The sequence below is a fragment of the Caldibacillus sp. 210928-DFI.2.18 genome, from assembly GCF_020554505.1.
Lineage (GTDB): Bacteria > Bacillota > Bacilli > Bacillales > Caldibacillaceae > Caldifermentibacillus > Caldifermentibacillus hisashii.
This window is the reverse complement of record NZ_JAJCHL010000014.1, coordinates 35,168-50,683: the sequence shown is the minus strand read 5'-3', so window position 1 is coordinate 50,683 and position 15,516 is coordinate 35,168. Positions and strand designations below refer to the sequence as shown.

At 39.3% G+C, this 15,516-nt stretch carries 16 protein-coding genes and 1 other annotated feature; of the genes, 4 read left to right on the top strand and 12 right to left on the bottom strand.

The annotated features are described in order from the left end of the window. The coding region (locus tag LIZ98_RS05215; RefSeq protein WP_227139128.1) for a hypothetical protein at positions 1 to 181 on the bottom strand (181 nt) is incomplete at its 3' end. Positions 182 to 259: 78 nt separating this feature from the next. On the opposite strand from LIZ98_RS05215, the gene LIZ98_RS05210 reads away from it, so the two are divergent. Beyond that, complete coding sequence (locus LIZ98_RS05210) at positions 260 to 520, top strand: hypothetical protein (protein ID WP_034771867.1); 261 nt, start codon at positions 260 to 262, stop codon at positions 518 to 520. A gap of 114 nt (positions 521 to 634) precedes the next feature. Here the strand turns inward: LIZ98_RS05210 and LIZ98_RS05205 are convergent, their stop codons facing one another. Further along, positions 635 to 2,245, bottom strand: coding sequence for a putative polysaccharide biosynthesis protein (locus tag LIZ98_RS05205; protein WP_227139127.1), 1,611 nt, complete (start codon positions 2,243 to 2,245; stop codon positions 635 to 637). Between the two features lie 566 nt (positions 2,246 to 2,811). On the opposite strand from LIZ98_RS05205, the gene LIZ98_RS05200 reads away from it, so the two are divergent. Next, a complete protein-coding gene (locus LIZ98_RS05200) occupies positions 2,812 to 4,089 on the top strand; it encodes a BaiN/RdsA family NAD(P)/FAD-dependent oxidoreductase (protein WP_227139126.1) in 1,278 nt (425 codons plus the stop codon). A 36-nt stretch (positions 4,090 to 4,125) separates the two neighbouring features. On the opposite strand, the gene LIZ98_RS05195 is transcribed toward LIZ98_RS05200, so the two are convergent. From LIZ98_RS05195 to LIZ98_RS05155, 9 genes are all read right to left on the bottom strand, one after another. Continuing rightward, positions 4,126 to 4,311 (bottom strand): sporulation protein Cse60, encoded by a 186-nt coding sequence (locus tag LIZ98_RS05195; protein WP_034771870.1) that lies wholly within the window; start codon positions 4,309 to 4,311, stop codon positions 4,126 to 4,128. A gap of 178 nt (positions 4,312 to 4,489) precedes the next feature. Then, complete coding sequence (locus tag LIZ98_RS05190; RefSeq protein WP_034771871.1) at positions 4,490 to 4,804, bottom strand: rhodanese-like domain-containing protein; 315 nt, start codon at positions 4,802 to 4,804, stop codon at positions 4,490 to 4,492. Between the two features lie 33 nt (positions 4,805 to 4,837). Next, complete coding sequence (locus LIZ98_RS05185) at positions 4,838 to 5,113, bottom strand: hypothetical protein (protein ID WP_227139125.1); 276 nt, start codon at positions 5,111 to 5,113, stop codon at positions 4,838 to 4,840. Between the two features lie 348 nt (positions 5,114 to 5,461). After that, positions 5,462 to 7,876 (bottom strand): leucine--tRNA ligase, encoded by a 2,415-nt coding sequence (gene leuS / locus LIZ98_RS05180; protein ID WP_227139124.1) that lies wholly within the window; start codon positions 7,874 to 7,876, stop codon positions 5,462 to 5,464. A 99-nt stretch (positions 7,877 to 7,975) separates the two neighbouring features. After that, positions 7,976 to 8,208 (bottom strand) — a binding site (T-box leader). A gap of 288 nt (positions 8,209 to 8,496) precedes the next feature. Next, a complete protein-coding gene (bioB, locus tag LIZ98_RS05175) occupies positions 8,497 to 9,489 on the bottom strand; it encodes a biotin synthase BioB (RefSeq protein WP_041845714.1) in 993 nt (330 codons plus the stop codon). 37 nt (positions 9,490 to 9,526) lie between these two features. Then, entirely contained in the window at positions 9,527 to 10,111 is a 585-nt protein-coding gene (locus LIZ98_RS05170) for a biotin transporter BioY (RefSeq protein ID WP_034771875.1), read from the bottom strand. Between the two features lie 79 nt (positions 10,112 to 10,190). Next, the gene (locus LIZ98_RS05165) at positions 10,191 to 10,427 is read right to left on the bottom strand and encodes a hypothetical protein (protein ID WP_227139123.1); all 237 of its coding nucleotides are present in this window, start codon (positions 10,425 to 10,427) and stop codon (positions 10,191 to 10,193) included. A gap of 63 nt (positions 10,428 to 10,490) precedes the next feature. Further along, a complete protein-coding gene (locus LIZ98_RS05160) occupies positions 10,491 to 11,678 on the bottom strand; it encodes an MDR family MFS transporter (protein ID WP_227139122.1) in 1,188 nt (395 codons plus the stop codon). 440 nt (positions 11,679 to 12,118) lie between these two features. Then, a complete protein-coding gene (locus tag LIZ98_RS05155) occupies positions 12,119 to 12,385 on the bottom strand; it encodes a YtzC family protein (protein WP_041902934.1) in 267 nt (88 codons plus the stop codon). A gap of 335 nt (positions 12,386 to 12,720) precedes the next feature. Between LIZ98_RS05155 and mnmL the strand changes: the two genes are divergently transcribed. Then, the gene (gene mnmL, locus LIZ98_RS05150) at positions 12,721 to 13,686 is read left to right on the top strand and encodes a tRNA modification radical SAM protein MnmL/YtqA (RefSeq protein ID WP_227139131.1); all 966 of its coding nucleotides are present in this window, start codon (positions 12,721 to 12,723) and stop codon (positions 13,684 to 13,686) included. Then, positions 13,683 to 14,255: a tRNA 5-(aminomethyl)-2-thiouridylate-methyltransferase MnmM gene (gene mnmM / locus LIZ98_RS05145; RefSeq protein ID WP_227139121.1), complete on the top strand. Its 573-nt coding sequence runs from the start codon at positions 13,683 to 13,685 to the stop codon at positions 14,253 to 14,255. Before mnmL ends, mnmM begins: the two co-directional genes overlap by 4 nt. A 209-nt stretch (positions 14,256 to 14,464) precedes the next feature. On the opposite strand, the gene LIZ98_RS05140 is transcribed toward mnmM, so the two are convergent. Beyond that, positions 14,465 to 15,466 carry an LLM class flavin-dependent oxidoreductase gene (locus LIZ98_RS05140; RefSeq protein WP_227139120.1) on the bottom strand — a complete coding sequence of 334 codons (1,002 nt, stop codon included), beginning with the start codon at positions 15,464 to 15,466 and terminating at the stop codon, positions 14,465 to 14,467. Positions 15,467 to 15,516 lie beyond the last annotated feature (50 nt).

The window sequence follows — 15,516 nt, the reverse complement described above, 5'->3', positions numbered from 1 at the left end:
TTAACTCCATTCCCAAAAATTTAAAGCAGATCATATATTTTTGCCCATACTTTAGACTAAATTTTCTTAACTCCATTCCCAAAAATTTAAAGCAGATCATATATTTTTGCCCATACTTTAGGCTAAATTTTCTTAACTCCATTACCAAAAACTTAAAGCAAACCACCTCTTTTTTAATCAAGAATTAGGCATTCCAATCAGTCCCTTTTAGTTATATGCACATACACTAATTACTGAGATTATAGAGGAGGTTATGTTTATGATTGATTACTACCGGCAATATCAATTCCCCGGCCAAGGACAATTTCCAGGAATGGATCAATTTCAAACCCCGGGACAATTTCCGGGACAGGGGCAATTTCAAACCCCGGGGCAAACCGGACAATTTTTCCCGGGCTTTCCGGGAACAGGTACACAAACCCGAATTGACAGATTAGAAAGAAATGTAAACCGTTTGGAACGGGAAGTCGACCGCTTGGAAAACCGACTTCGCAGAGTAGAAAGACGTTTAGGTTTTTAATTTGAAAAGTTCAGGACACGCACCTAGCGACATACAATCCGGTCAGCTAAAGACATGATTCGTCAACTAACGATCAGCGGGGGAACGATTTCCTCCGCTGATGTAAGTTTGACTCTAACTAGATAACTTCTTTTTCAAACCATGCATCTGTTCAGGAAACAAGAAATACAATAAGCGTGACTTGAAACTCAAGTAAAAATAAATAACCGCTCCTATTATTGCACAGACCAAAATAATCAGTAATGACATGGATTTTGTTTCCGGTGCTATGAATAGGGTGATTAGTTTATAAAACAGAAAAACAGAAATACCCATAATTACATTAAATATAATAATCAAAATCCCCCGTCGGAATACAAGACGATATTTATAATTGGCAAAATATTTTATCACGATCAAATTGATTATGATTGTGACTGAATATCCGATAACGGTAGCATAAATCGCCCCGAACGTTTGAAATCGCTCAATCATCGGTGTATTTAAAATAAGTTTAAACAAAAGCCCTAACAACAAGCTGAACACCGTAAATTTTTGTTGATTTAACCCTTGTAAAATCGCCGCGGTTACGGAAAATAGGGCAAAAAGGATGGCAACCGGTGCATATATCATTAAAATTTTGGTACCGAATGGATCCGGCTTATAAAAGAATGTATAAAACGGTTCGGCCAAAATAGAAATTCCAATCGATGCAGGCAATGTTAAAAACAATAACACTTGAAACGTTTGATTCATTTGTGATTTCAATTGCTTTTCACGATGATTAACAAACGCATCGGTAATCGATGGGACAAGCGAAACGGAAAAAGCGGTCGCCAGTGATACAGGGATAATGACAATTTTATGTGAATTTACGTTTAAAGCTGCAAGACTTGCATCAGCAATTTTTGCCAAACCGATATTTGCCATTGCCTGATTATGGATTAACTGATCGACTAATTGAAATAAGGAATTCGCAATCCCAACGACAACAAACGGAATTGCCGAAATAAAAATCTCTTTATAAATCTCTTTTAGCGATATTTGAATAGTTCCCTTATCTTTTCGTAACAATTCATCCAAATACGGTTTTCGCTTATACCAATACCATAGTAAAACAATTAAACTGCCGATCGCACCAACAAAGGCTGCAAATGTCGCCACTTGGACCGCGGTAACAACAGAACCATGAAATACTTTTAAAACGACAAGTGCCCCGATTAAAAGAAATGCAACCCGAACAATTTGCTCAACGACTTGTGACACAGCAGACGGTCCCATGGATTGATGTCCTTGAAAGAAACCACGTATAAGACTCATAAACGGGACAATGATTAATGCAAAGCTGACTGTCCGAATAACTGACACAACATCATCAGACTTTATTATTTGATCTTTATCTGCAATGATAATATCAGCAAATGTCGGAGCCAATAAATAAAGAATGATAAATGAAGCTAAGCCTGTCAAAAGCATGACAACCAAGCCTGACTTAAATAATTTCCGCCCAACACCATACTCTTCCAAGGCATTGTATTTGGAAATAAACTTGGAAACAGCTAAAGGAATGCCCGCCGTCGCAATACTAATAAAAATCGTATACGGTACATATCCGTAATTATAGAGTGCATTACCATTATCTCCAACCAATGCAAAAAAAGGAATTATGTATATTAAGCCAAGAAATTTTGAAATATATGTACCAAGGGTCAGAATAAACGTACCCCGCATAAATTTTGAACCCATACAATCCCAACCTAACAGTTTTTCTCTTTTAATAATATTATCTGCTCAACATTATGACAAATTTTTACGTTAAAATACACTAATCTAGTTTACATGTTTTTATATTGAATTGACAATTTACTTTTATATTTTTTGCGAACTTTTTAGGGATGAAGCAGATTGAACTACTTTTTATTTTTTTGCCAAATTTCAGGTGATTTGTTGTTGAATTTTTACCTTCCGTTGTTGAATTTGAGGAATCTGCTGATGAATTCGATAGGTTGCTGTTGATTATAGGTGCCCTGCTGTTGAATTTTTCATTTTTACTATTGAATTAAGGCATGTTTGCTGTTGATTTTTCTCTTTTTACTGGTGAATTAGATGGGGGGACTGTTGAATAAATTAAGATATCTTACGGTTGAATTCGGCAGCGGTACTGTCAAATCGCCATGGGAACTGCTGATTTCACCCGCTTAGGTCGACGCTCACTCATCTATTCCGTAAAAAACTAGAATCCACTTTCTTTCCGATGTCCCCTTTTATATAATGAATGAAGTTAATAACCTGATTATGGAAAGGTGATTGTTTTGAATATAGACGTAATCGTAATAGGTGGCGGTCCGAGTGGATTGATGGCGGCAATTGCAGCAGGAGAAACAGGGGCGAACGTGTTGCTTGTCGATAAAGGTGATAAACTCGGTCGAAAGCTTGCTATTTCCGGTGGCGGGCGCTGCAATGTAACAAACCGTCTTCCGATTGATGAAATTGTTAAACATATTCCCGGGAACGGTCGCTTTCTTTACAGTGCCTTCTCTATTTTTAACAATGAGGACATTATAAAATTTTTTGATAACTTAGGTGTAAAGCTGAAAGAAGAGGATCACGGACGGATGTTTCCGGTCACAAACGATGCGAAATCAGTCGTCAATGCATTACTGAACCGATTGAAAGAACTTGGCGTAACGATTAGAACAAATAACCCTGTTGCGGATATCAATTATGAAGACGGTCATGTGGCAGAAGTTATTTTAAAAAATGGTGAAAAAATAAAGGCCCGCTCTGTCGTTGTTGCGGTCGGCGGTAAATCGGTCCCTCACACCGGTTCTACAGGTGACGGATATCCTTGGGCGGAAAAAGCCGGACATACAGTAACTGAACTCTACCCGACAGAAGTTCCTTTACTTTCGGATGAACCTTTTATAAAAAATCGTACATTACAAGGATTATCGCTTCGAAATGTAGCTTTATCGGTATTAAATCCAAAAGGAAAACCGATTATCACCCATCAAATGGATATGATTTTTACCCATTTCGGTATTTCCGGACCGGCTGTTTTACGGTGCAGCCAATTTGTCGTTAAAGCAATGAAAAAATGGAATCTGTCACATGTAACCATGAAACTGGACACAATTGTTGACCGGACCGAAGAAGAAATTTTTCAGGAAATTGTTTCTCATGTAAAAGAAGAACCGAAAAAAGCGGTCAAAAATGCTCTGAAAGGTCTTTTACCGGAACGTTACCTTTTATTTTTATTGGAGCAAGCAGAAATTGACCAAGACCAGCCGATGAACACCATTGCAAAAGAGAAGCTCCGAAAGCTCGCTCAACTTTGTAGGGATTTCCGCTTTACTGTTAACGGTACCTTACCTTTAGAAAAAGCCTTTGTAACAGGCGGTGGAATTTCTATAAAAGAAGTCGAGCCAAAGACACTTGCATCAAAAAAAATGAACGGACTTTATTTTTGCGGGGAAATTTTGGATATTCACGGCTACACAGGGGGATATAATATTACGTCGGCTCTTGTCACCGGAAGACTTGCAGGCTTAAATGCGGCAAAATTTGCTTTAAAACTGGAAAACGAGTAAAAAACCAGGAGCACTGTGTTCCTGGTTTTTTTCAACTCATTTCCGATAAATAACCATCGCCGAAAAACAATAGATTTGATCTTCATCATCTTCTTCATACATTGCCGCAACATGATATTTAATATCTATTAGCTGATCTTCATCAAGTTTTCCTAAAAAATTATTCATTTCATGTTCCAAGTCTTTTTCATGTTCATAATCGAATACCTTTACCTTGACCATTTTCCTTTAACTCCTTTTTTACAGTATAGGAAAATATAAAAATATTGGTGAAAAAGTAGACTAAGTTTTATTGTCCGGATTTACAAGAGAAGTTCCGACAACAAACAAAGCTCTTTCACTTTTCTTATTATCATCATGGCCAAGTTATCCGAATTTTATAACATTTTATTAAAAAATTTTATGAATTTTGCTCATTCCATTCTAATTCACCGGTCCACTCAAGCATTCCGCCAATCATATTGACGACTTTATAGCCATGGCCTTCTAAAAATCCACACACTTGACCGCTCCGATTTCCCGAACGGCAAATGAAAATATATTCTTTATCTTTGTCAAGCTCTGTCATTCGTTCCGGAATTTGCATCATTGGGATATGTTTCGCACCCGGAACCATTCCTTCTGCTATTTCTTCTGGTTCACGAACGTCAATGATGTGCAGCTTTTCCCCTTTTTCTATTTTTACTTCAAGTTCTTCAGGCGTAATGACCTTCATCTTCCATCATCCTTTGTAAAAAATATCATGCGTTCATTTTAGCATAATAGATTCAGTAACGAGGATTAGTTTGACTTGGTTAATTAGTGATGAAATGCATGAATCTTTTATTAAAACAAAATTAGCGACGAGAAAGGGTATCGTCTTCAAAAAAATGGGTGGTTTTCGGCTCAAAACGACGACGAGAACAGGGCTCGTCGCCAAAAAATAGCGGTTTTCACCAAAAAATGGTGACGAGATTCGCCCTCGTCGCCAAAAAATAGCGGTTTTCACCAAAAAACGGTGACGAGAAATTAGTCTCGTCGCCAAAAAATAGCGGTTTTCACCGAAAAATGGTGACGAGAATGGATCTCGTCGTCAAAATTAAGCGGTTTTCACCAAAAAATGGTGACGAGATTGAGTCTCGTCGCCAAAATAGAGCAGTTTTCACCTCAAATTGGTGACGAGATTGGGTTTCGTCGCCAAAATAGAGCAGTTTTCACCTCAAATTGGTGACGAGATCGAGGCTCGTCGTCAAAAATGAGACTTTTCCACCTCAAAATGGTGACGAGATTCGCCCTCGTCGTCAAAAACAAGCAGTTCTCACTCAAAAATGGTGACGAGAACGGGTCTCGTCGTCAAAAAAGGTCACCCGTAAAAGATGACCTTCTTTCAAAATTAATTTGCCACAATATTTACCAATTTTCCCGGTACGACAATCACTTTACGGATTGTTTTCCCGGCCAATTGGGCTTGAATGGCTTCATCCGCTTTTGCCAATTCTTCCAATTGCTCCTTACTGCTATCCACCGGCACCATTTTCTTAGCCCGAACTTTGCCGTTCACTTGAATAACAATTTCGATTTCATTATCAACTAATTTACTTTCGTCAAAAGTCGGCCAAGTCGAAAAAGTAATCGATTCATGATGCCCTAATTTTGACCATAGCTCCTCAGCGATATGCGGGCAAACCGGTGATAACAATTGCAAAAATCCTTCCGCAAATTTTCGCGGTACTTCCCCAACTTTATAGGCCTCATTGATAAATACCATTAATTGGGAAATTGCTGTGTTAAAACGAAGGCCTTCATAATCCTCCGTCACTTTCTTCACGGTACGGTGATATGTTTTTTCCAATTCATCGCCAACTTTGTCGACAATCTTATCAGAAAGCGTGCCATCCTCGTTAACAAAGAGACGCCAAATCCGGTCCAAGAACCGGCGCGAACCGTCAAGTCCGGTTGTTGACCAAGGTGCGGATGCTTCCAGCGGTCCCATGAACATTTCATACAAGCGCAATGTATCGGCTCCGTGGCTTTCCACAATTTCATCCGGGTTTACAACATTGCCTTTCGATTTACTCATTTTTTCATGATTTTCACCGAGGATCATCCCTTGGTTAACCAATTTTTGGAATGGTTCCTTCGTAGGGACTACCCCAATATCGTATAGTACTTTATGCCAGAACCGGGCATATAGCAAGTGTAGGACTGCATGTTCAGCTCCACCGATGTACAAATCAACCGGCAACCAATATTTCAATTTTTCCGGATCTGCGATAAATTGATCATTGTTCGGATCGATGTAGCGGAGATAATACCAGCAGCTACCGGCCCACTGTGGCATTGTATTTGTTTCCCGACGTCCTTTTTTGCCTGTCACCGGATCAATGACTTCCAACCAGTCTGTCGCATTGGCAAGCGGTGATTCCCCGGTTCCGGACGGTTTAATTTCTTTCATTTCCGGTAAAAGCAGCGGCAATTCTTCTTCCGGAACAGTTGTCATGGTACCGTCTTCCCAATGAATAATCGGAATCGGTTCACCCCAATAGCGTTGACGGCTGAACAACCAGTCACGCAATTTGTATTGAACTTTTTTCTGCCCGATGCCTTTTTCTTCTACCCAAGCAATCATTTTTGCAATGGCATCTTGTTTATTCAAACCATCAAGAAATCCGGAATTTACATGCACGCCGTCACCGGTATACGCTTCTTTTTGAATATCCCCGCCGGCAACAACTTCACGGATCGGCAAATCAAATTTTTTCGCAAATTCATAGTCACGTTCATCATGTGCCGGTACCGCCATAATTGCCCCGGTACCATAAGTGGCCAGCACATAATCGGCAATCCAGATGGGCATTTTTTCACCGCTTGCCGGATTCACTGCATAAGCGCCGGTAAATACACCCGTTTTTTCTTTTGCCAAATCCGTCCGCTCCAAGTCAGATTTTGTTTGGACTTCTTTAAGGTACGCTTCAACTGCATCCTTTTGTTCAGCTGTCGTAATTTTCTCGACTAAACCATGTTCTGGAGCCAAAACCGCATACGTGGCACCGAACAAAGTATCCGGACGTGTTGTGAAGACGGTGAAAGTATCGTCGTGACCGTCAATTTGGAAGTTAATTTCTGCACCCTCTGAACGGCCAATCCAGTTCCGTTGCATTTCTTTGATACTTTCGGACCAGTCCAATTCATCCAAATCTTCCAATAGACGATCGGCATATTCAGTAATCTTTAACATCCATTGTTTCATCGGTTTCCGAATTACCGGGTGGCCTCCGCGTTCACTTTTCCCATCGATGACTTCTTCGTTGGCAAGAACTGTTCCAAGCGCCGGACACCAGTTAACCGGCACTTCATCAATATAAGCCAGCCCTTTTTCATACAATTTGATAAAAATCCATTGGGTCCATTTGTAATAATTCGGATCGGTTGTATTCACTTCCCGCTCCCAATCATAGGAAAAACCTAGATCGTTTAATTGTTTCTTAAATGTTTGAATATTTTTTTCAGTAAATTCAGCCGGATCATTACCTGTATCAATTGCATATTGTTCGGCAGGTAATCCGAACGCATCCCAGCCCATTGGATGAAGAACATTATAGCCTTGCATTCTTTTCATACGTGCAGTAATATCAACCGCCGTAAAACTTTTCGGATGTCCGACGTGAAGACCTGCCCCTGATGGATAAGGAAACATTCCCATTGCAAAAAATTTCGGTTTACCTTTGTCTTCGGTTGTTCGAAATGTATGATGTTCTTGCCAATAGTTTTGCCATTTCTTCTCGATTTGTCTATGGTTGAAACTCACTGAAATTGCCTCCTTTAACTTTTTCAATTATCCTCCATTTTGACCAATAGCTTTCTTTTCAAAACATTCACAAATAAAAATCCCCCCATCCCAAAACTGATTTGGGACGAGAGGATTGTCTCCCGCGGTACCACCCAATTTAATATATATCAGCATATAATGCCGAAATATATTCACTTGATTAGCCCGTAACGTGGGTCGAGCCGGCAAATATTACTCAATTCATATTTGCAACTCAGAGGCGAGTTCATGTTGCTGATGACTAACTCCCACCGACCGTTAGCTCTCTTTGAACAACAGCGGACATTACTACTCCTCGTCACCGTTTTTATCCAGTTAGTATGGCAATATTATAGTGAAAAATTTGGAAAAAAGCAAGCAAAGTTCGAGGAATTTCGATAATTCACCCCGCTCATTAACAATCAACAGGGGCCATCTATCTCTCACTTAGTAAAAATGAATCGGACATTTGCAAAATTGCTCTTTTCCTTCCCCTTATTATCCCGAGTTTTGAGACTGAAGTTTGATTTGTCGTTAAACTCGGGATAAACTTACATTGCCATGCTATCGGGATTAAACTTTGTCAGTGGTAGGTGACTGAGAACATAGTTTTTAAAAGCTTATCTGGTCGAAACGAATTGATAGTTAAAGTCAATTTCAAAACCGAGATCTTCCAACATTCGTAAATCGGCTGAATCTGCTTGACCTTCTGTAGTTAAATAGTCGCCAACAAAAATTGAATTGGCCGGATATAACCCGAGCGGTTGCAGACTGCGTAGATTTACTTCTCGACCGCCTGCAATCCGAATTTCTTTTGAAGGATTGACAAACCGCATCATCGCTAATACTTTTAAACAATACCGGGGATTTAATTCCTTTGTTCCTTCCAAAGGGGTCCCGCTTATGGCATTTAAGAAATTTACTGGAATGGAATCAGCATCTAAAGCTTTTAAACTGAAAGCCATATCAACGACGTCTTCTTTCTTTTCTTTCATACCAACAATAATTCCTGAGCATGGAGAGATTCCCGCCTGTTTTACCCTTTCAACAGTATGTATCCGATCTTGATAGGTGTGGGAAGTGGTAATTTCGGGATGATGTCTTTCTGATGTGTTTATATTATGGTTATAACGATCAACTCCGGCTTCCTTCAGTTTTACCGCTTGTTCCGGTTTTAAAATACCTAAGCATGTACAAATCGTTAACGGATATCGCTCCTTTATCTCCTTGACAGCTGCAGCAACGGTTTCAATTTCGCGATTACTTGGTCCTCTCCCACTTGCAACAATACAATACGTACCTATTTTCATATCATAAGCTTGTTTCGCACCGGCTAAGATTTCTTCTTTTGATAACATCGTATATTTTTCAATCGGTGCTTTGGAAATGCTTGATTGCGAACAGTAGCTGCAATTTTCCGGACAAATACCTGATTTGACATTTTTTATTTTATTTAACTTCACTTTATTTCCATAATAATGGCGACGAATGATATATGCACCGTGAAGAAGTTCCAGTAATTGTTTATCAGGTGTTAGTAATATTGTTAATGCCTCTTCATATGTTATTTCCTTGCCATTTAGTACTTCATATGCCAGTTCTTTCCAATCCACAAAATTTCCTCCTTTTCCCCTTGTTTCTCTGTCAAAGCTATGCACCTAATTTCAATTTTTTGAATTGGCCTTTTGAAAGGATGGAAACCCGCATGCGATGAGCAAAGATTCCGGCAACTACTGCAAGAATAATGTCTTTAGGAAGCGGCGGCAACATCCAAAGCCATGCCAATCCATATGAAAATCCGTCCGGTGCATCTGCCCAAAATTTATAAGCGAAATACATCCAGTTCGTCCCGAATAAATAATTAATCGCAGTGGCAACTAATGATGCAAAAACATACCATGATACAGTTTTTTTCTTTTCAATAATTTTTCCGCCCACGTAAGCAGCCAAAATGAAAGAAAGTATAAAGCCAAAGGTTGGGCTGAGAAGTGAACCAAATCCACCGCTAAAACGGGCAAAAACCGGTAATCCGACAAGTCCCATAAATGCATAAACACTTGTCGTAATCGCACCTAGGCGACTCCCTAGTATTAAACCGGATAACACGGCAAAAAATGTTTGTAAAGTGATCGGCACCCCACCTACTACCGCAAAGGGAATAATGGATGTAATATTTGCCCCGATTGCAATTAAAACAACAAACATACTAACCAATGTGATTTCAATAGTTTTCATTCGCGTTACCTCCTTTAAACAGTTGATATTTTAAAAATAATGAATAAGGAGGTATTTGTCAACTTATTTTTAGTATTAGTTAACATATTTTAAAAATAATTTTTAGTTCGCCTAGTTCAACAATGTTACCCGGATTTAACAGTACAGGAGCGATTTCAATAGTGACATCACGATATTTCAACAACAAGATTCCCAATTCAATAAAACTACCTATGAATTCAACAGTAACCCCCGCCAATTCAACAGTAAAAGGAGAAAATTCAACAGTAGATAGACGGGAATTCAACAGTAAATAGAAAAAATTCAACAGTGCCATACCAAAATTTCAACCGCAAAAAATCGCTGCCCGAAATGAGGCAGCGATTCAGTGAAGACAGCTTTACACAACTTTTGTCTGAAATTTTTTGTCCAAACCTTTATCATAAAAAATCGTCGTAAACATTGAAATAACGTACAGAAAAAATAAAATAATAATGAGGATAGACATCCCAAAATGATCGACAAGAATACCACCTAAAATTGGTCCGACCATCCTTCCTGCGGTTGCAGCACTGTTAATAATACCTTGGTAAAATCCTTCTTTCCCTTTTGGTGCCAATTGATCTGCGATAGTCGGAATGGCCGGCCAAACGAGCATCTCTCCACAAGTCAAAATAATCATTGCAGACATAAAACCGCTGAAATCGTGAGAAACGGCAACAACACCAAAGGAAACCAAGAATATGAAAGTGCCGATGATAATTTGTATTTTTAATGATCGGGCAAACTTTTTCACAAATACGGCCAATAGCGGTTGTGCCAAAACAATTAATGCACCGTTCACTGTCCATAGAAGGCTGTATTGCTCAAGGGAAATATGAATTTCTTGGGTGTACGTTGCAATTGTTGTTTGCCATTGAACATAGGCTATCCAGCAAAGCGCATAACCAATAGAAAGAATAAGTAAGGCACGCATATTCCGTCTATAATGATGTACATTTTCACCTTGAATTTTTATGGAGGAGATTCCACTGACAGCCTCATCGGAAATATTTCGGTAAGACATAAATGCAATGATAAAAAAGATAAGGTATAAGACCATATTGGAAATAAAAATTAAATCAAAAGAAATAGATGCAATAAAGCCTCCCATTGCGGAACCGATAGCAACACCGATATTTGCCGCCACATACATCGCATTAAATGCTTTTCTACCCCCATCTTTCCATGCTGCACCGGCTAAAGCGTAAATGGAAGGGTTGACGATCCCGGAGCCCAAGCCGATAAAAACAAGTAAAACCGCATAACTTGGCCAATCATGTGAAAATGTTAGAGCAATTAATGCGGCCAGTGTAATTCCGGCACCGGTAATAATGGCCTTAAAACCACCAATTTTATCAAACAAATAACCGCCTAACAAATTCCCAATGACCGAAGCTGCCGCATTTAACATTAAAACAAAACCTGCCAAAGATAACGATTTTCCTAAATAGTCGTGTAAATAAATGGTATTTAACGGCCATAAAAAAGAGCCTCCGGTAGTGTTGATCAAATGACCAATAAAAATAAACCAAAACGGACGAGGCATGAAAAACACTCCTTATAAAGTTTCATCCGTGGGATCATTCTCCCGCGGATAGTTAGTTGAACCAATCGGACCTTTATGGACATCTCAAAATCTTGAGGTGAGGTCACACTGCTCAATAAGGTGGGATAAGAATTTTTTTAACAATATATTTAAGTTCACAAATTATTGTAGGAGTTTTTTTATAAACATGCAAAGAAAAGTTTTTGTGCAATAATATTTCTTTTTACATCAAATCATAAATATATTCAAAATCATTTTACGGTGACTGCCGAACCTTCAGGCGTTGGCAGAGCCGCAAGAGCACTTATACTTAATTCTTAAAATTTCCCTCTACGTCGAAATCGCTTCTTTGCTGGAAATTTATACATTCTTAACGTACAAAAAAGGGTACCTAGAGGAATAAAGAAAATAATTCCTCATTCCAGGCACCCTCAAGTTCATTAATGATGGTCGAGCAATGTCATTTCATTTTGCAAAGATTGGATTTGTAATCTCATCCGATGAAGACGGTCTCTTTGCACGGCATTGGCACTCCTGTACACGGCCATTAGTTCATTATATTGGTCTTCCAGCCTTTGTTGTGCCTCACGATATTCCTGATCATGAAAGTGCCCTTGTTTTGAACCGTCAATTAACTGTTCTTGTGCAAATTCAACCGTTTGCTGACATTGGTAAAGAAAATCCTCCATAGACTTTCTTGTTGTCATCCACGCTCCTCCTCAATACCATCATTCATGTCCTTTCACATTTATTTTCCTCGTTTCATTGTAAATGTTGTCTCTCAATTAATGGGAAAATTGTCAAACACGATTTTTCCTTTAAGAACATGCAAGATATGAATAGGGATGATAAAATGAAAGTTATGGAATAAGTTAGTCATAAAAAACGCTCCTTATAAAGTGAAACTTCCATCAGTAGGGATTTGATGGTTAGTTAACCAATCAGACGCATGCGGGCATTTTCTTTGTAAACTATAATCTTGAGGGTGGGTCTTGACTCGCCGTTAAGATGCGATAAAACTGAAAGGAAGTTACGTTACGCAATGAATCCATTTCCGTATACAAATGATCATAAACGATACCATACTTGGAATTATCATCTAAGAAACCATTTTGGCCATAAAGTTTTTAAAATTTCGTTGGACGGCGGGTTCGATTGTCCAAACCGGGATGGCACGGTCGCCTATGGGGGCTGTACGTTCTGCAGTGCGGCCGGATCCGGTGATTTTGCCGGTAATCGAGTTGAACCGATTGAGGTCCAATTTCAGTCAATAAAAGAAAAAATGCATCAAAAATGGAAAGACGGAAAATATATCGCTTATTTCCAAGCTTTCACCAATACACATGCCCCCGTTGATGTTTTACGGGAAAAATATGAGACGGCACTCAAGCAAGACGGTGTTGTCGGTTTATCGATTGCAACAAGACCGGACTGCCTTCCCGATGACGTCGTCGAATATTTAGCTGAGTTAAATGAACGGACCTATCTTTGGGTTGAATTAGGTTTACAAACGGTCCACGAGCAAACAGCCAAACTCATTAATCGCGCCCATGATTTTCAAACCTATGTAGATGGTGTTGAAAAATTGCGCAAACACCATATTCGCATTTGCAGTCATATTATTAACGGGCTGCCAATGGAGACACCGGAAATGATGATGGAAACCGCAAAAGCAGTCGCAGCTCTTGATGTTCAAGGAATTAAAATCCACTTGCTCCATTTATTAAAAGGAACTCCAATGGTAAAACAATATGAAAAAGGAATGTTGAAATTTTTAACCTTTGATGATTATGTCAATCTTGTTTGCGACCAATTAGAAATTTTACCCTCGGAAATGATTGTTCATCGGATTACCGGTGATGGTCCGATTGATTTAATGATTGGTCCGATGTGGAGTGTAAACAAATGGGAAGTGCTGAATGCGATTGATGCCGAATTGGAACGGAGAAACAGTTATCAAGGGAAGTTTTATCATGCACCTGTTGATCAGGAAGTGCATAGGGTATGAAGTTAGAAAAAATCTTGCCCTATTCACATTCTTTGTTGGAAAAAGCGGCTACGACGGGTGATGTTGTTGTTGACGCCACGGTTGGTAACGGCAATGACACAATTTTCCTAGCCAAATTGGTCGGGCCGACGGGAATGGTTTTTGGCTTTGATATTCAGCAGGAAGCGATTGAGCGGACGAAGGAGAAATTGGCAAATAATGGTTTGCACGATTCGGTTATTCTGTTCCAAACCGGCCATGAAAATTTGCTGGATTGCATTCCGGATTTATACCACGGGAAAATTAAAGCGGCCATTTTTAATCTTGGTTACTTACCAAATGGTGATCATTCAATCGTTACAAAACCGGAAACAACAATTACAGCCACTGAACAGCTGTTAGAAATAATGGATGTGGAAGGGATTATTGTCCTTGTGATCTACCAAGGCCATTCGGAAGGGAAAATTGAGAAGGAAGCTTTACTTCAGTTTGTAACAAATCTTGATCAACAAAAAGCACATGTATTACTTTATCAATTTTTAAATCAAAAAAATGACCCGCCATTTATTGTTGCAATTGAAAAACGGTAAGGGTGAAGTAAAAACCTTTTGGGAAGTAGCCAAAAGGTTTTTCTTTACTGTCTGATAGTGAGCACTCAAAAAGCTAATTGAATATTTTCCGTGTCGCTAAATGGCCATTCGTCCTGTATCTACGTTAAAAAAAACATTTTTCATCCTCTGTAGTGTAGCCCGCTACATGGGACCTTGAGAATTTTATCACAAAATCTATTCAGTACCAATCAAAGCATCTCATCCGCAATCAACGCATATGACTTTAGCTTATCTTGAAAGTCATAAGTGATTGAAACGAGCATGATTTCATCTGTTTGGTAAAGTTCACTTAATTCTTCAAGCTTTTGTTTGATTTTTTTCGGATTCCCGACAATCATCCGCTTCCGATTTTCCTGAATTCGCTTAAGCTCAAAAGGACTGTACCGATAACTTATCGCTTTTTCCGGACTCGGTGTTCCTTTCGATTCCATACCTTGCTCCAACATAATCATACTTAAATCTATACTTGATGCAACTCGTTCTGCTTCTTCATCCGTTTCGGCACAAATAGCAAATACCGCTACCATATTTTTTGGCTTCTCCAAATAGTTTGACGGAGTAAAATTATTTATGTAGTGATTCATGAACGATACCCCGCCCTCGCCATTAATAAAAAGGGCAAAATTGTAGGGCAACCCCATTTTTGCCGCCAACACGGCACTTGCCGGACTGGAACCTAACATCCAAAGCTCCGGTACAGTCTTAACCATTGGAGATGCCTTCAAGCCATATAAAGGGTTCGTCTCCGGAAGATCATCATATAAATATTGCAGCAATTCTTCTACTTTTTCGGGATAATCATCGACATTCCGAGTACGACTTTTATTCAAAGCAATTGTTGCACGCGGCATTCCACCGGGAGCACGTCCGACACCTAAATCAATTCGTCCCGGTGCCAATCCAGCCAGTACACGAAAATTTTCGGCAACCTTATACGAACTATAATGCGGCAACATTACGCCACCCGAGCCGACTCGTATATGCTCAGTTTTCGCAGCCAAATATGCTAACAACACTTCCGGGGAAGAACCTGCTAAACTATACGTATCATGATGTTCTGATACCCAAAATCGGGTGTATCCCCATTTTTCGGCAGATTGAGCTAATTCTACCGTATTTTTCAAAGCTTCCTCGGCACTTTGCCCTTCTGATACCGGTGATTGATCTAAAATACTTAGTTTTAAAGACATTTTTCCATCCTCCTTAAGCGTTTTTGTTCAAATGATATGAATTCGCATAT